A 16996-nucleotide genomic window follows, 5' to 3' on the forward strand; every position below is an offset into this window, starting at 1 on the left:
CGCTGTCGCGGTTCATCGCGTTCCACCCTGCCCTGTTTCTTGTTCTTGCCTGTGCTTGGATAGCGTGCAGGGATCGCTTGTGTCAATTATGATAGCCCCAGCGCATGGCTACCCTGCTCTTGCCGACAGTCGCCGGTGATAGCCGGCAATGCCGTCCCACGGATACTTCGCAAGGAAAGCCCCGAGCAGCTCTTCCGCCGTAACCAGCGGGCCGTTGCGAAGCGCAACGTAGACCATCTCCCATTCCAGGCAGAATTCCGCATCCGCGCTCGGCACGTCCGCCCGCTCCGATCTCAGTTCGTAGATTTCGAATGCCTCCGCGAATCCCTTCGGGTTGATACGGTCAACGCTGCGGAAATGAAACCGGCCGTCGACACGCTGCTTAATAGCCGAGCTTACCAGTATCGATGTCCCGTAATTCTTGTTCAACCCTTCGAGGCGCGCGGCGAGATTCACCGTTGCCCCCAGAACGGTGTAGTTCATCCGGTCCAACGATCCGATATTTCCGACCACGGCATCGCCGACATGCAGGCCGAAGCGCGTGTTGTAGAGCGGCCATCCTTCGCGCTGGAACGCGGCATTGAGCTCACCGTTGGCCTCGATACAGGCGAGCACCGCCACGCAGGCATTGGCAACATGATCATCATCCTCGATCGGCGCGTTCCATATCCCCATCACGGCATCGCCGATGAATTTGTCGACCGTGCCCTCGTTCGCCATGATCGCCTCGGACATGGCCCCGAAGTAGCGCGAGGTGTACTGCATCACCTGAGTGGGGTCCCTGTTTTCGGTCAGCCCGGTGAAGTTGACGACGTCGGTGAACAGGACCGTTACCTCCCGACGCGCGCCGCCCAGCGTCATCGCGTCGCCGGTTTCCACGAGTTGCTGCACCAGGCGCTTAGGGACGAAGTTCGAGAAGGTCTGCACCAGCGTGCGCATGGTGGAGACCGACCGGCCGAGATCGTCGATCTCGCGGATCGTGGAATGCAGGGATGACCCGACCGCCGGCTGGAACCGCTGGATTCGGTCGGTCTCGTCCGCCAGCGCCCGCAGCGATTTGGACAGAATCGAACCGATAACGAAGACAATCGGCACCATGGCTGCGACGAATCCAAGCGTGGCGACAAACAGCCGTCGGCGCTCGGAGAGGATACTGGCGAAGAACTCATCGACCGGCGCCACCACCGCGACGCGGAGGTTGGCCGGACCCGAACGGGGGATGGTCTGGAATGCGGCGGCATACAGCCGGCCCGCCGGGTCGTTAAAGAACTGTTCGGAAATCCCGTTCGCGCGCCAGGCACGGATCGCCTTGAGAACACCCGCCATATCGGTCTCACGCAGGCTCGGAACAGTACCCGACACCTCTCTTCCCAGCATTTCCGACATCCGGGGATGGGCCAGAATGCGATCGTCATCGTCAAACAGGAAGGCGACGCCGGAGTCCGTCAGCTTCTCCCTTTTCAACACCTCCTGCGTCGCATCCATCAGCAGGTCGCCCGCGATCACGCCGCCCCTGCCCGCTTTCAGCGCGGACTGCACGGTATAGCCCTGCTTTCCGGTCGCGAAGAAAATGTACGGTCCGGTCAGCCAGCTGCCATCGCGGCGCTCAGCATCTTTGTACCAAGGGCGCTGGCGCGGATCGTAATCGAGCGGCCCCGGCAACTCCCTGATTATCTCGAGCGTCTCTGACAGAAACAGCCTTCTTGACTTGACGCGAGCAGGATCGGACCGCGAGATCACGACCAGCCGGAACGCGGCCTGTTCGGGTGCCTCCAGCCGCGCGCGCGAGTCCCGACCGGTACCGCCGATATCGTCCATCTCGATGAACGAGCCATCGTCGTAACCGACATACAGGCTGAAGAGCTGTGTGTTGTTCCTCACCATGGCCGCGAGCAGAGCATACAGGCGCGGATTATCCTCGATTTCCGCGGACTGGATCGGCGGCAGCGCGTTGAGAATTTCGAGATTGTCCCTCACCAGTTTCAGTTGCGAGCCGATCCGGTCCGCCGACGATTCGGCCACCTTGCCGATGAACTGGCTGGCGGCCGCATTAGTGACCGCGGTGATCCGCTCAAAGCTGAGATAGACCAGCGCCAGACCGATGACGAGAACGATCGCGACGAACAGCGTGATGACGGAGGTCTTGAACCCGAGCCGTAGGCTTCTGTTGTTCGTCATCGAAGCACCATCAATCACTCCACTCAGAACGGATTGACGTAATTCGTGATCGCAATCTGGCGCAGCAGCACCTTGCGGATGACGTGCGCCAGCTTGACGTGCTCGGTGAAGATGGCGGCATCGCCGGCGCTGCCGGCGGGCAAACTCCGGACCAGATGCGCGTCGTCGAGCCGGATACGAACAACAAACGGCACGGAGGCAATATTCTTGGGCGTCACGGCCAGTCCCGAGGTCTGCACCTGACCGGTCGCGACCGCCTGAAGGACGCTCTCGACCTTGCCGCTGTAGATCTGCCCCGGCTTGAACTTGAACGTCGCCTCGACGGCTTGGCCTGGTTCAATGTAGCGGGCATCGATCTGCGCGATTTCGACACCAACGATACTGTCGGACGTATCGATGAAGGCCATCACCGGGGCCAGCGGCAGGTTGGCGACGCGGGCGCCCTTGCGCAGCGCGACGTTGGTGACGTAGCCATCGCCGGGCGCGCGCACAACCGTCTTGTCCAGATTCCATTTCGCGCCTTCGAGTTGCGCCTTGAGCTGGTCGACTTCGGACTGGCGTTGCTCGACGTCGAAACCGCGGCCGGAATCACGCTCGAACAATTGCGTCATCTGGGCGAGACGCGTCGCCGACAGCTTCAGCTGCGCTTCGATTGCTTTGACCTGCGCCTCGAAAGGTACGGGATCGATGCGGAACAACACATCGCCCGCCCTCAGCGGCTTGTTCGCCTCGACGGGAACGTCGATCACTTCGCCGGCCACGCTTGGCACAACCGCGACCGAATTGCGCACCACCAGCACGGGTCCCTGCGGTGCGCCCCACCCCATCGGAATGAACAGACCGAGATTGAGCAGCAGCAGGACGATGAACGGCGACACCTTCCAGAACAGATTGAAGCTGATGACGCCAAATCTCACCAGCGCAAACAGCAGGACGAGGTAGACGCAGAGCATCGCCACGATCATGGCGCACGCTCCTGCGAATGCCGCGCCGGTACGTCAACGTAAGCCCAGATCAGCGCCAGCGGCCACACTGCAAAGCCGCAGATCAGCGTCACCCAACCTGCCACCGTCACCGCCTCGGCCCAGGGATGCCCGCGGCTCTTGGCGATATGCCCGGGCAGCCAGCCGGCGATGCAGAACACGCCGACCACACAGGCGGCGAGGATGATCAGGACAATCCAGGCGAAGATATCGAGGCCGCTCATGATGCCTCGCTAACTGACGCGCTGCACCGGCGGCGGCGTCCAGGAGACATCCAGAACGGGCGCTTTCGGCCAGTACGCGCGCACGTAGAGTGAGAAATCGCCCTTCGGAGCCGGCAGCCAGTTGGCGCGCTGCGTGGGATCGGCCGGCGCATCGGCCTGCACGTAGATGGTGAGCGAACCGTCTGCGGCAGGTTTGAGATCCTTGTTCTTGGTTCCGACCGAGAAGCGGTTGATCGGGTTTGCGACAAAGAAATGGTGCTGGTTGTAGATCGAGAGCGACCAGAAGCCATTCACGGGAGGCGTGCCGTCCTTCGCGAACGTCACGGCGTAGCGGTTGGAATTGTTAAGCCGCGCCCCCGAGGCGTCGAGGTCCTGATAGAAATATTTGGTTTCGTTTGGCGAATTCACCAGGATGTTCGATTTGGCCACCGCCGTCCGGGTGAAATAGTCCGTCCCAAACGCCGACTCGTTGGAGATGGTGCTCCAGTTATGCGGCAATTGCTGACCGTAGTTGCGGAACTGGAACAACGGATTCACCAGCTTCTCTTCCGCATCCTTGGCGGCCTCGATCATCGCCTGCTTTATTTTTGGATTATCCTTGGCGGCAGCCAGTACCGCGAGCAGCTGTGCATAGCGCGCTTCCTCGCCCGGCAGCGGCGGCGCATCGGCGATTACGATCGGAAGCTCATCGAAAAACTTCTCAGGGAGCACCCATCGCGTTTCCTCTTCGCCGGGAGACGCGCCGGCTACCTTGGGCAGCTTGCTCCACTCCGTGCTCTTCATCCGCCCGTCATAGTCAGCGAGCGGATACATAGCGATACCGGTCAGCACGCCCTGAATCGTACGCTTGTCTTGCGGCGTGTCGTCCTGAAAAACGCGCGGCGCAACAAGGCCGGTATTGCTCGACGCCCGGAATACGCGGGTGATTCCCTTTGGTACCTCACCGCTCCAGTTGGGTCCGACAAGGAGGTAAAAGCCGGGCACGGTGCCGTACATCTTGCCGAGCTGAACGAAGCTGTCAGTGCGCAGATCGACAATCTGATACACCCAAAAGCGATCGCCGAAATCCGGCACCTGGACCACCACCGGAGAAACATCCAGTGCGATCATGCCGAGGCCGTAGACGACGTCCTGGTTCGGGCACGCGACATTGCGCTCTTCCGGATCGACATAGTCCGTCAGCATCGTGAGGCGGTTGAGCGGCGCCTCGAGCAACGGGCCGACATACCTCTGTTCCGTCATCTTCGAGAACGCAAGCCGGCGGTTATAGATATTGACCAGCGGCCAGGCCCAGAAGAAGGCGTCGCGCGCGACGTGGGCGGCATAGGCCTCGGTGATCTTCACACGCGCATCCGGACCGGATGGCAGCGCGCGAGCCCAGCCAGGCGATGGCGGCAGCGGCTGCGGATTGAGCGACGAGGACTCAGCGTTGGCGCCGGACGAAGTACTCCCCGCCAGTACTGACGCGATTGCGAGCGTCGTCCCGGTGAGCAGGATATTTCTGCGATCGGGATTTGCGTTGGTGATCATTGTTTCAATTCCCGTAAGCGTTGTCCTTGTGACGCAGCCTTCAGCTCACCGAATGCAGATGCTGCAATAGCTTATGCCCTCATTTGCTGCCCCCTATCGTCGATGCAGTGATCGCTTCCACGTCCGGTAGCTTCCACACCTTGTCGAAGAACTCCTTCTTCGGACCGTAGAGGCGGAACATCAGCTCGAACTTGCGGGCGGGATCGGTCGGTATCCAGTTCGTCTCCTGTCCGGCGGGTGCCTTGGCGCCAAGGAAGATGTCGACGGAGCCGTCGGAATTCTTCTTTATGTCGGTCGCGTTCGACGCGCGGCTGGCGCGGTCGACGTTCTTGATCAGCGCATGCGTATCCCGGTCATAGGCGGTCAACGACCAATATTGCTCGATCGGCACACCCGCGGGAACACGGAGACGATACGTCTTTGAGCCGTCGTAATCGGCGCCGTCCTTGTCCTTGATGTTGATGAGGTAGAACTGGCCGGCACCCAGCCGCTTGATGCCGATATAGGCATAGTGATAGGTGATCCCGCGCCAATCCACGGGATAGTCGTTCGCTCCCTCAAACTCCTCGCTTGCTCCCTTGAGCAATTCAGGATGCGTGGGAAACGTCCAATGCGTGCCTTCGAAGAACTGAGGCGGGGCGGCGTCGTATTTGGCGGCCATCCACGCATGGGCGTCGGCGATACCCGCCTTCATGGCCTGCTTCGTCTTTGCGTCCGGAGCAAACGGCTTGCCCTTCTCGATGCCGATCGTACGCAATTGGTCGATCATCGCGCGGTCACGACCCAGCCATGGCTCGCCCTGCACCATGCGGTCGAGGTTTACGAAAAAGCTCTCGTCGTAGCGAATGGTTGTGTCGAACAGGACGTCTTTGACGTCGGTAAAGACGGTCGGTGGCGCGTTGGATGCCTGCGACAGCGGATAGACCTTGAGCCGCTTGGCATAGGCCACGGAGTTCGCGACGTCCGTCTCGCTGTGGCTCTTCAGGTTGGAGCGGATCAGGGCGTAACTGCCCCAGGTATTCGGCTGCAGCGCTTCATAGCCCGCCGGCACCTGCCCCTTGTAACCGGGCGGCAGCATCAGCAGTTTGACCCCAGCACCCTTGTCCACGCCAAGCAGGCCACCATCCTCCAGCGGCATCTGCCAGACATTGACAATGTTGGCGTTGAGCGATCCGGTCGCGTCCGCAGGCGGGATCTCGATCACGATCGGCCCGACATCTTTGGTGTTGAGGAACGTCATGAAATAGAGCGTGTCGGGATTGGGCGTCAGCGTCTGGTTCTTCCAGTCGAGCGGCTTGCCCCAATAGATCACCTGGTTCACCTTGCCCGGAGTCTTGGTCAGCATCTCCTGCAGCATCAGGTCGTAATTGACGACGGGCATGCCCCAGATCGCCGCTTCGACGGCGCGGCTGCGGAGCAACCGTTCCTGCGGTGTCGATTGCGCGACCGCATTTCCCGCAAGGCAGAAAAGCGCAAGTGCGACAAACAGTTTCTTGCTCATCGTTGTTCTCCTCAAGCTCTGGTTGCTGTTTGTGTCGCAAGCGAAAGTGCCTGACGAACGTCTCCGAACGCGATCATGAGGCCTGCAAAATAGATCGCGATGAAAAGCGCCTGACCGAGCAGCCACGCATTCTTTCCGGTTGCTATTGGCGAGTAGTAGTAGCTCGGCCATATCGCATCGAAGACGAAGTAACCGGGATAACCGACGGCGAAGACACCCAACAGCCCGACGATGCAAAGCCACAGCGCCGCCGAGCCTTCGGCCGCTGGGCGTATTGGCGATACTCGTGCGGCCAGCATCAGCGTGAGACCAATTGCCACCATGCCGAGCCCGCCAGCTTGCACGGCCGCGACCGACAGCGTCCACGGGCAGGCCCACCACAGCGTGATATTCTGCATGAACAGCGCACCGTTCGGCCAGCGAGAGCCCGCGCAGTAGTGCGCGATGATCCCGAAGGTAAGGAACACACCGAAGATGAAGAGGCCGAGTCCCCATCTTGCGAATCGTGCACCGATAATCAATGCGCCACCCTTACGGTTCGAACGCGAAGACCTTCTTCCAGTCCTGCTTCATGTCGACGACGGTCCAGCCCTTTGCCTTCGCTTCGTCCAACGCCTTATCGAGCTTGCCGATCTTCGATTGACGGTCGTAGGCGTATTCGCGCGCCGCATCGGTGTGGTGCACGATGCCGGCGAAGCGCGCGCCCTCGCCTGCGGCGGTCCATTGCAGCATCTGCAGATCGCCGTCGGAATTTCCGAATGCGAAGATCGGCCGCCGCCCGATGAAGCGGTTGATGCCGACCGGCTTGCCCGGCCGTCATCGATGAATTCGATCTTGGGAGTTTCATAAGTTCCGGCCTGCCGTTGGACCCCATCTGGAATTTCACCATTCCGGACGAACCGACCACCTGCTCAGGCGGAATGCCGTAGATCTTCTCCATCCACGGCCGCATGAACTCGACGCCGCCGCCGGACACGACAAAGGTCTTGAAATCGTTGGCGCGCAGGTAGGCCGGCAGCTCCAACATCGGCTGATAGACGATCTGGGTGTAAGGACGGTTGAAGCGCGGGTGCCGCGCACTCGCGGTCCAGTCGAGCACCGCGTTGCTGAATTCATCTATGGTCATACCGGTGTGAGTTGCGGCCAAGATTTGCAGCTGCGCCTTCTCGCCGGAGGCGGCCAGCGCCTTCACGTCCTTGTCCAGGATCGCCTTGAACGGCTGCGTCGTCTTCCATTCCGGGTGCTGCGGCGCCATCGCCTTGATGCGATCGAAGGCGAACACGAGCTGGAAATAGGCCGGCTGTTCGCACCACAGCGTGCCGTCATTATCGAAGGTGGCGATGCGCTGCTGGATGGGAACGAAGTCAGCGCCACCCTGCGCAGTCACGCGCGTGACGAAATCGGTGATGGATTTCTTGATTGCGCCGTCGTTCCACGACGGCAATGGGTCCGGCGACGGCTGGGCTTCAACAGCGCCCATGGCTGATACGGCGAAGAGCAGCGCTAACAGGCAGCGTCGGTTCAACATCGCTGATACCTCATGCCGGCCTCGGCGGCGGTTGATCGAATTCGCGCTGCCGCCGGTTCACTTCTTCCAGATCGCGATCAAGGAAGTAATTTAGGAAGGTGCGGATTAGTGCGATCGCAGCAATGCGCCCCACCGCTTCCCAGCTCGTCGTGATCGATGTCTCGATGATGTCGGCGGCAAGCTGGAACGTAAGCCCGGCAACCAGCCATCGCGCATAGCGCAGCCAGATGTCCCGACGTTCGTGCCCGGACGGCGAACCCAGCATCGCCCGCAGGCCGCCGAAGAATGCCTCGACCGTACCGACCACGATGATGACGAGCGCCAGCGCATCGATGAAGACGATGGCGTTCTCGGTGGCGAAGACCAGCCATTGCTTCACGGGCGACCCCAGTTCAGATCCTCAGTAGCGAAGGGCCGCGCGAGTGCCGCCCTTCCGTATTCGCTCGGTCGTCAACGCCACCGGCTCCCGGTGTTCCAGAAACCCATCAGCTTCCTGCGGCCGTCGCATGCAGCTTGTCGATCGCCTGATCGGCGGTGAAGGTGTTCGGTTTCTGAATCTTCGGAAAGTCGACGAACGTCTCGTTGAACTTCATCATCACTGCGATCGCACCATAGATGATGAAAGCGTGACGTAGGAACCAGTCGTAGTATGAGTTGGACGTGACATCCGCGAACTCGAAAGGATCGGTCCGGAGATTGAACAGCTTGGCCACGCGTAACGCCGTGAACGGTTCCGCCCACACTCCCATGGTGCCCTTGAGGCGCTGCTCCATGAAGACGATCTTCCAGTTGTCGTAGCGAATCCCCAACGTGTCGCCGTCGTCGGAGATGTACATGAACATCTGGCGTGGCGACTTTTCCGTCTTGCCGGTCAGGTAGCTTAGGAGGCTGAAGCCGTCGATGTGATTCTTGTAGGTACGGCCGAGCGCCTTCACGCCCTTCTTCAGGTCTTCGACCACGGTCTTGTTGCCGGCCAGTTCAAGGAAGGTCGGCAACCAGTCGTGATGCTGGACAATCTCGTTCGAGACGGAGCCTGGCTTGATCTTGCCCGGGTAACGCACGACCAGCGGAATGCGAAACGCGCCTTCCCAGTTGGTGTTCTTTTCGCTGCGGAACGGCGTCATCCCGCCGTCAGGCCATGAATTGCGGTGGGGGCCGTTGTCGGTCGAATAGATCACCAACGTGTCCTCGGCGATGCCCAATTCGTCGAGGTAGTCCAACAGCGAGCCGACGTTCTTGTCGTGATCGATCATGGTGTCATGATACGGCGACTGCCAGCGCCCTGCCTGTCCGAGGCTTTCCTTCTTGGTGTGCGTGAACATATGCATGTGGGTGAAGTTGACCCAGACGAAGAATGGCTTGTCGCCGTCCACGGCCTTCTTGATGAAACCCTTTGCCCTTTCGGCAAAGTCGTCATCGCACGTCAACATGCGCTCGGTGCTGAGCGGTCCGGTATCTTCTATCTTCTGTTTGCCGACCTTGCCCCAGCGCGGCTGGACCGTCGGATCGTCTTTATCGGTCGCGAAGCTGTGGATGACGCCGCGCGGCCTGACGGTTTCGATAAAGTCGCCGAATTCTTCCTTGGGGAAGTAGTCATACATCTCCGGCTCTTCCTCGGCGTTGAGATGGTAGAGGTTGCCGTAGAACTCGTCGAAACCGTGGTTGGTGGGCAGCATGTGATTGAGATCGCCGAGGTGATTCTTGCCGAACTGGCCGGTCGTGTAGCCCTCGTTTTTCAAGAGCGCCGGAATCGTCACGATCTTTTCGTTCATGCCGACCGGCGCGCCCGGAATGCCCACCTTGGACAGACCGGTGCGCATTACGCTCTGGCCCGTAATGAATGACGATCGGCCCGCGGTGCAGGACTGCTCGCCGTAGGAATCCGTAAAAATCATTCCTTCCTTCGCCAGTCTATCGATGTTGGGCGTTTTGTATCCCATCAGACCCATTGAGTAACAACTCAGATTGGAGATGCCGATATCGTCGCCCCATATCACGAGGATATTGGGCTTCTTTACTTTGGCCATTTTCGCGCTCCCATTTTTTGATGCTTTTGGTTCTGCAGTTTTCTGGGTTGTTCTTTGCTTCACTGACGCGACCTTCTCCGAAGCCGTGTTTCCGCCAGCCTTCTTCGTTGGACCTTTCTTTGCCGACTTCTTTGCCATTTGATCTCCTCACCCGAACGGACCGACCTGAAACAGCATGCTGACGATGGCGGCGATGCCGATGAACAGCAGAATCGCTGCGGTGATCAGCGTCAGCGAAACCGGAAAGCCGCTCTGGGCGTGAATCAGTTCGGATTCCGCCATGGATTTGCGCTCTTCGCGCAGGTGAGCCATGAACTGAAGGTGATAGCCGATGCCGCCAAGCAGCATCAGGACTCCCAGTGCCACCAGCGTCAAGCCGAAATTGCGCGCGGGCGCGCCATGCGTGACTATGTTCTGGTCGCGCAGCTTCTCGAACACTTGATAGATCGTAAAGCCGAACGAGATCAGCGAAAGCGAGGTCCGGATCACCGACATCAGGGTACGGTCGGCGCTCATGCGGGTGCGCTGGAAGGACATGCCGGTGCGGCGCGACGACAACTCGACCGAGATCTGGTCGGCAGCAGATTTTGAGGTTACGCCTTCAGCCATTGAACGCCTCTTAACTACATCAACGCGCCGGTACCCTTTCGCGCGAACCACCAGATGGCGGCGCGCTCGACGATCCATCGAAAGATAAAGTAGGGAATGACGGCGAGCAGGATCGCCATCATCAACGCTTCCGCGGGATAGAAGCGGTCGAGCACCTTGAATTGATAGATCACGTCCATGCTGAGCCCGAGCAGCACGACCCGCGCTGTGGAAATGGCACCCTCGCGCAGCCGCCCGGCTGACGCGTTGTTGTCCCACCACGCCGACCAGAAGAATGATTTGTGGCCGAGCCGCGCATCCCTGATGCCGTCCGGCAACGCCGCCAGCGCGGCCATCACCGGCTGCAGATAGAAGCGGAACGTCATCGGTCCGTGGATGCGTTCGAAGATGTCCGCCCAGAACCGGCGATGGATTTCGATCGACCATCCGTACCAGGCGATCCCGAGGCCAAGCAGCACGACCGACACGGCGACCGCGAGCCAGGTCAGGGCACGCGCAAACGCCGATGTCGGAGCTGATGTCATTTGACGTCCCTCACCACACACCGGAACCCAAGATGGCTGGTCGAGGTGTCGATCGCCTCGGCATGCCGCGCCGCCGGGCGATAGCGGCGGCAATAATTCGGTGCGCACAGATGCGAACCACCCTTGATGACCTTGCGTGGCATTCTGACGTTCGGCTGACGCGGGTCGTAGCTGCCCTCCTCGCGCCCGCCGCGCGGATTTTCGGGAATGCAGCACGCCTTTGGCGCGTCGGCCTCATGTTTCGGCGAATACCAGTCCGAGGTCCATTCCCAGACATTGCCGATCATGTCGTGCAGGCCATAACCGTTCGGCGGAAACGCCGTCACCGGCGAAGTGCGGTCGTAGCCATCCTCATGGCGATTGTGCAGCGGGAATTCACCCTGCCAGGTATTGGCCATATGCACGCCATCGGGCACAAATTCGTTACCCCATGCGAACTCAACGCCGTCGAGACCGCCACGTGCGGCGAATTCCCACTCGGCTTCAGTCGGCAGGTCCTTGCCCACCCATCGCGCATAGAGCAGCGCGTCCGAATAGGCGACATGTACGACGGGATGATCGTTCAGGACATTGATGTTGCTCTTGGGCCCGTAGGGATGCCGCCAGTCAGCCTCCTTCATAAACGACCACCACTGGCTCCAGTCGCGCAGATCGTAGGTCGAGTGCGGCCGCTCGAACACCAGCGAGCCCGCGTAGAGCATGTGCGGCAAAGCACCCGGATAATGCTTTGGGTCAGGCGGGATTTCGGCAAAGGTCTTGTGACCGGTTGCGATCACAAACCGCTTGAACTGACGGTTGGTCACCGGCGTGCGGTCGATCCAGAAGCCCTCCAGCGTCACGCGATGTACCGGCGCTTCCTCGGGATAATGATTGTCGGAGCCCATTCGGAATGTGCCGCCGGGAATGCGGATCATGTCGGCGGTCCGGCCATCTTCCGACGGCTTGTCGCCCTGCCGGACGTCGGTTTGCAGCAGCGTCATGGCACTGACTCCTGACGTGCGCGGTTACGGGCAAACGTCCCAGAAGCCCTGCGTCTTGCTCGGATCGGAGTAGTACCAGCAGTAACCCGGCGCCGGCGGTGAGCCGGCATAGGCTGCTGCGGAGGCAGCGGCGACGAATCCGATCGCCGCACCGGCCGCGATCGCGCCGTCCGGACGCCAATAGTAATTGGCCGGACGGACCCAGCGGCCGGTGCGCGCGACACCCGGCCCCACCACCGCACCCCCACGCACCACGGTCCGACTGGCAGCGTTGCCTCGCGGACCGACGACGGTGGTCCGGCGTACAGAGCCTCCGGCTCGCGCGTGGACTTCAGTCACCAGACTGTCTTGCGTGCGTTCTTGCTTGAGTTGCTGCTGCAGCGAACCGGAGGGCACGATGACCGTCGCCGTTACCGGCGAAGGCGTCAGAACAACGAAGGCGGAGAAGGCCAGCGCGTAGAGCATTTCGTTGCGAGCGTTGGCCAGATCGACAAAGCGGGTTCTCGTTGAACGCATAGGCGGACCCTTTTCTTATTGCGGCCGCTCGCGTTTGGGTTGCGCGCGGCAGACGTAGATCAGTCAGCCCCTCTTCCCTTTTTCCGCCCAATTTTTGGCGCGGCTCATTGGCGCACAGCCTCAGCCTCTTCAAAGGCTTACGAGACACGAAGCATTGGCGCACTTGCAGGCTAAACGAATCTCGAAGCTCTGTGATGTGCAGTTTGTGCCAATCTGCATCGGCTCGATTTCAGCCTTAATGGACAACTTCGCAAATCGATCAACGCATTGACCGAACTGCATCTCGTACTGTCCAAAACTTTAGACAAATATTCTCGCCGGCTCTCGAGTCTGCGCTGAGCGTCTGTGCATCAGAGCAAACCTGATCACAGCGGATCACTGAAATTCATTGTGATCGCGCGGGAGTTGTGGCTAGATCGAGTCGGGGATGGGGCATCGCTTCCTTGGGGAGTTGTCGATGCGCTATGGTTTGTGTTCGTTACTTCTCGCTGCGGCAACGCTCCACGCGTTCGAGAAGCGCGCGGAAGCCGCCGAGGCCGCGACCGGCATCTACCTTCTTGGTTCGCGCTCCGTTGGAGCCGGCATCACGCCGCCGCCGGGCCTCTACTTCAACGACGATACTTACTTCTACAGCGGCAAGATCGGCGGCGGGCGTACGCTGCCGCTGGGCGGCCTGCTGGTCGCAAATGTCTCCGCACAGAGCTGGATCAATCTGCCGACCACGATGTGGGTCACGCCGGCGAAGATTCTCGGCGGTGACCTCGCCGTCTCCCTCACCACGCCGTTCGGCGAACCGCGCGTCAACGCCAATCTCCTGGTGAACTCGCCGCGGTTCGGGCCGATCGGCGTCAACGCCACTGATGCACAGCTCAACGTGAGCGATTTCTTCGTGAACTCGTTCATCGGATGGCACGCCGGCAATTTCCACTGGCAGCTCGGTGTCGGAGGCGTCATTCCATCCGGCACCTATGTGCCTGGCCAGTTGTCCAACGTATCCCTGAACCGGCCTGCCATCGACGTGTTCGGTGCGATCACGTGGCTTGATCCCGCGATCGGCTGGGATCTCTCCGCAGCCGCAGGGTTCACGTTCAACAAGACGAACACCGCCACCGACTACAAGACCGGCGACGAATTCCACCTCGAATGGGCCGCGACCAAATATCTGACCAAGGAATTCACGATCGGCCTGGTCGGCTACTTCTATCAGCAACTGACGCCGGACAGCGGCACCGGCGCGCTCCTCGGTGCGTTCGAAGGGCGCGTGGTCGCGCTCGGCGGATCGATCGGCTATATGTTCGAGATAGGAAAGCTGCCGGTATCGACACGCATCAAGGTCTATCGCGAGTTTGACGTGCGGAACCGCATGGAAGGCACCGCGGGTTTCTTCACCGTGGCCGTCCCGCTCGCGATCGACAGCAGCAGCCAAGCTGCGCCCCTGAAGCCAATCAAGGCAAAGTTTTAGCAGCGGGATGCCGAACCATGAGCGGGCAGCTTGCGGTCAACACCTCCAGTCTGGACAGCTTCGAAGGCCTTCACAACGCGATCAGAGGATCGCATGTCGAGGTGACGCAACTCGGCCGCGGAAAGTTTCGAGGCTCATTGAGCCATGTCGGGATCGGAGATTTTTCGCTCAGCATCGGCTCGTTTTCCGTCGGCGTTCGCACCCAGCGCGTCTCGACCGATGACAAGCTCGTTGTCGGGATGCTGCTGAATTCGGAAGACCGGGTCACCCACTGGTCCTTCGATATGCGTCCGGCGGATGTCCTGATCATGCCGCCCAGCACCGAGCATGACGGAATTTTTCATGGCGCCTCATCCTATGCCGCGATCCGTCTCGATCTTGCCGAGGTCATGTCGCTGTTCAAGGGTGAACCAAGATTGAGCGACCCCGCCGCATGGCTCAACAAAAACGTCTATCAGGCGGACCCTTCGATCGGGATTGCGGCGACGCACCGATTGCCACTGATCATTTCCCGGTTGGCACGGCAACAGAGCGCCTTGTCCGATGCCGTCGCTGATTTCTGGAAGCGCTCGATCATCGATGCCGTCACCGGAACCATCGCGCAATCATTACCGCCTGACACCAGAGGGCTTCTGCCCTCGGCGATGCAGCTGGTCGGGAAAGTCGACGACTATCTCGAAGCCGCCGGCCTTCGCCCCGTGCACGTTTCCGAAATCTGCGCCCACCTCAACGTGTCACGACGGACTCTGCATCGCGCATTCTACGACGTTTTCGGTTTGGGACCGATATCGTTCCTGCGTCACAAGCGGCTTTGCGCCATTCATTCCGTTCTGAGGGAAAGCAATCCTGCGACGGTCACCGTCGCGCAGGTGGCGATCCGGCACGGCTTCATCGAGCTTGGACGCTTCTCTCACTACTATCACTCGCTGTTCGGGGAGTATCCTTCGGAAACGCTTGGCGGCCGCGGGTTCCGCGCGCGCAAGGAGATCGATCAAGATTTTTCCGAAGCGGTTCCGATGAGGACTAACACCAATTAACCGGCCGCTTCCGCGAAACCCGCCGGCGTCAAATTCCCGGATACCACCTTGCCGCGGTGCGAGAGCAACAGCCGCCGAATGTCCGCGGCTGGTATCGCGGGGCTGAACAGAAATCCCTGTATCTCGGTGCAGCCGAGAATGTACAGCAGGTTTCGCTGCTGCTCGGTCTCGACGCCTTCCGCTGTCGTCGTCATGTCGCTCGCGGCCGCAATGTTCACCACCGCCTGGACGATCGACGACGACGCGCCTGCGCCGGCCAGATCCCTGATGAAAGAGCGGTCGATCTTGATCTTGTCGAATGGAAACCGCTGCAGATAGCTCAGCGAGGAATACCCGGTGCCGAAATCGTCCAGCGCGATGCGTACCCCCAGCTTGCGCAACTGATGCAACATCTGAAGCGCGCCGTCGTCGTCGCGGATCAGCACCGCCTCGGTGATCTCGAGCTCGAGCCTGGATGCGGCGAGGCCCGAGGCAGCAAGGGCCGCCGCCACGTTGAGCGCCAGCGTCTGGCTCCGGAACTGAACCGGTGAAACGTTGACCGCGACGCGGACCTCCGCCGGCCAGCTGGCAGCCTCGGCGCACGCCGTATTGAGCACCCAGTGCCCGAGCTCGTTGATCAGGCCGGTCTCTTCCGCGACCGGAATGAACTCCACGGGCGAAATCATGCCGCGTTCGGGGTGGCGCCATCGCAGCAGCGCTTCGCAGGAGGAGACCTTGCCGTCCTCCAGATTGAGCACCGGCTGATAATGGGCCTCGAGGCCGCCATCTGATATCGCCTGGCGCAATTCGAGTTCCAGGACTCGTCGCGCCTTGGCGCGGGCGTCCATGCCGGCCTCGAAGAAGCGGTAGGTCCGCCGTCCGTCGCCTTTGGCGCCGTACAGCGCGAGGTCCGCGTTCCGGAGCAACTGGTCGAGATCGAGCCCATCGCCGGAGGCGAGCGCGATGCCGATGCTGGCATCTGTTGTGATCAGGTGGCCCGCGCACTCGAACGGCGCCCTGATCGCCGCGTAAATTCCTTCAACAAGTTGAGTGGTTTCCGTCTGTTTCTTGATACCGGTTTGAATCACGGCAAACTCGTCACCGCCCAGCCGCGCCGCCACATCTGTATCCTTCAGACACAAGCGCAGCCTTTCGCCTACGCCTTTGAGCAACTCATCGCCGATCGCATGGCCAAGGGCATCGTTGACGCTCTTGAATTCGTCGATGTCGATATAGAATACCGCCAGCTGTTCGCCCGGTCGGACCGCCTTCAGCGCCTGTTCCAGTCGCTCGCGAAACAGGAGCCGGTTGGGCAGGTCGGTCAGCCCGTCATAATGCGCCAGATGGGCGATTTTCTCGTCAGCGCGGGTGCGTTCGGTGATGTCCTCGATCGTGGCCACCCAGCCACCCGCATTCAGCGGCCGGTTGACGATCTCGATCGCCCTGCCGCCGGGCGCTTCCGTGAGTTGCCGCGTGGCTTTGCCGAGCGACACGGTGCGGATGATGGCATTGCAGAACGCGTCGACATCGCCGTCAAAGGAGCCGGTTTCTTTGCGGTGTTCGATCAAGCGATGCATCGTGCAGCCGGGCTTCGCTACATCCGGCGACAGGCCAAACATATCGATATAGGGCTGGTTACAAATGACGATGCGCGCCGATGCATCATAGAGAACAAGACCTTGCGGGATATTGTTCACGGCAACTGTGAGCTGGCGCCGTTCGGCCGCGAGCCGCTGGTCGGACAATCGATGGCGCCTCAGCAGCAGAGCGACGACGAGTGCGAGGATCACGACGAGGGCAAGCAGTACGCGTTCGCGAAGCTCCCACGCCGATGTCGCCACGCCAGCCGAAATCGCCACCGCGATCAGGACAGCACAAAGCGCCAGGCGCCTCACCGTCCCGGTCTTCTCTACAGGAT

14 protein-coding genes and 2 pseudogenes are annotated in these 16996 nt (G+C 60.7%); 2 read left to right on the forward strand and 14 right to left on the reverse strand.

The genetic code is table 11. The annotated features are described in order from the left end of the window. Positions 1-108 precede the first annotated feature (108 nt). The 13 genes and pseudogenes from JQ600_RS06610 to JQ600_RS06670 all read right to left on the reverse strand — a co-directional run bounded on the left by JQ600_RS06610 (position 109) and on the right by JQ600_RS06670 (position 12600). Positions 109-2022, reverse strand: coding sequence for an adenylate/guanylate cyclase domain-containing protein (locus JQ600_RS06610; RefSeq protein WP_312017243.1), 1914 nt, complete (start codon positions 2020-2022; stop codon positions 109-111). Positions 2023-2201: 179 nt separating this feature from the next. Beyond that, positions 2202-3143 carry an HlyD family secretion protein gene (locus tag JQ600_RS06615; protein WP_212386067.1) on the reverse strand — a complete coding sequence of 314 codons (942 nt, stop codon included), beginning with the start codon at positions 3141-3143 and terminating at the stop codon, positions 2202-2204. Next, on the reverse strand, positions 3140-3385 hold the full coding sequence (locus JQ600_RS06620; RefSeq protein ID WP_212386068.1) for a DUF3302 domain-containing protein: 246 nt from the start codon (positions 3383-3385) through the stop codon (positions 3140-3142). Before JQ600_RS06620 ends, JQ600_RS06615 begins: the two co-directional genes overlap by 4 nt. A 9-nt stretch (positions 3386-3394) precedes the next feature. Beyond that, positions 3395-4915, reverse strand: coding sequence for a DUF1254 domain-containing protein (locus tag JQ600_RS06625; protein ID WP_212386069.1), 1521 nt, complete (start codon positions 4913-4915; stop codon positions 3395-3397). 79 nt (positions 4916-4994) lie between these two features. Continuing rightward, positions 4995-6416, reverse strand: coding sequence for a DUF1254 domain-containing protein (locus JQ600_RS06630; RefSeq protein ID WP_212386070.1), 1422 nt, complete (start codon positions 6414-6416; stop codon positions 4995-4997). Between the two features lie 11 nt (positions 6417-6427). Then, positions 6428-6937 (reverse strand): hypothetical protein, encoded by a 510-nt coding sequence (locus JQ600_RS06635; protein ID WP_212489754.1) that lies wholly within the window; start codon positions 6935-6937, stop codon positions 6428-6430. Positions 6938-6947: 10 nt separating this feature from the next. Beyond that, a pseudogene (locus JQ600_RS06640) lies at positions 6948-7896 on the reverse strand (HAD family hydrolase). Between the two features lie 58 nt (positions 7897-7954). Beyond that, a complete protein-coding gene (locus tag JQ600_RS06645; protein WP_212386072.1) occupies positions 7955-8323 on the reverse strand; it encodes a DUF1622 domain-containing protein in 369 nt (122 codons plus the stop codon). A 106-nt stretch (positions 8324-8429) separates the two neighbouring features. Then, positions 8430-9971, reverse strand: a complete 1542-nt coding sequence (locus JQ600_RS06650; protein ID WP_212386073.1) for an arylsulfatase — start codon at positions 9969-9971, stop codon at positions 8430-8432. Positions 9972-10118: 147 nt separating this feature from the next. Beyond that, the gene (locus JQ600_RS06655; protein ID WP_249132885.1) at positions 10119-10580 is read right to left on the reverse strand and encodes a YidH family protein; all 462 of its coding nucleotides are present in this window, start codon (positions 10578-10580) and stop codon (positions 10119-10121) included. A 14-nt stretch (positions 10581-10594) separates the two neighbouring features. Next, complete coding sequence (locus tag JQ600_RS06660) at positions 10595-11104, reverse strand: hypothetical protein (protein ID WP_212386074.1); 510 nt, start codon at positions 11102-11104, stop codon at positions 10595-10597. After that, positions 11101-12018, reverse strand: coding sequence for a formylglycine-generating enzyme family protein (locus JQ600_RS06665; RefSeq protein ID WP_212386202.1), 918 nt, complete (start codon positions 12016-12018; stop codon positions 11101-11103). Before JQ600_RS06665 ends, JQ600_RS06660 begins: the two co-directional genes overlap by 4 nt. Positions 12019-12108: 90 nt before the next feature. Further along, positions 12109-12600 (reverse strand): hypothetical protein, encoded by a 492-nt coding sequence (locus JQ600_RS06670; protein WP_212386225.1) that lies wholly within the window; start codon positions 12598-12600, stop codon positions 12109-12111. Positions 12601-13057: 457 nt separating this feature from the next. On the opposite strand from JQ600_RS06670, the gene JQ600_RS06675 reads away from it, so the two are divergent. Beyond that, a complete protein-coding gene (locus JQ600_RS06675; RefSeq protein WP_212386075.1) occupies positions 13058-14062 on the forward strand; it encodes a transporter in 1005 nt (334 codons plus the stop codon). A gap of 17 nt (positions 14063-14079) precedes the next feature. Then, positions 14080-15099, forward strand: a complete 1020-nt coding sequence (locus JQ600_RS06680; RefSeq protein ID WP_212268893.1) for a helix-turn-helix domain-containing protein — start codon at positions 14080-14082, stop codon at positions 15097-15099. Here JQ600_RS06680 and JQ600_RS06685 read toward each other — a convergent pair. After that, positions 15096-16976, reverse strand: a pseudogene (locus JQ600_RS06685) (putative bifunctional diguanylate cyclase/phosphodiesterase); the annotation flags it as partial. The gene JQ600_RS06680 and the pseudogene JQ600_RS06685 sit on opposite strands and share 4 nt — an antisense overlap. Between the last annotated feature and the right edge of the window lie 20 nt (positions 16977-16996).

The sequence above is a fragment of the Bradyrhizobium sp. AUGA SZCCT0176 genome (genome assembly GCF_018130145.1).
Taxonomy (GTDB): domain Bacteria; phylum Pseudomonadota; class Alphaproteobacteria; order Rhizobiales; family Xanthobacteraceae; genus Bradyrhizobium.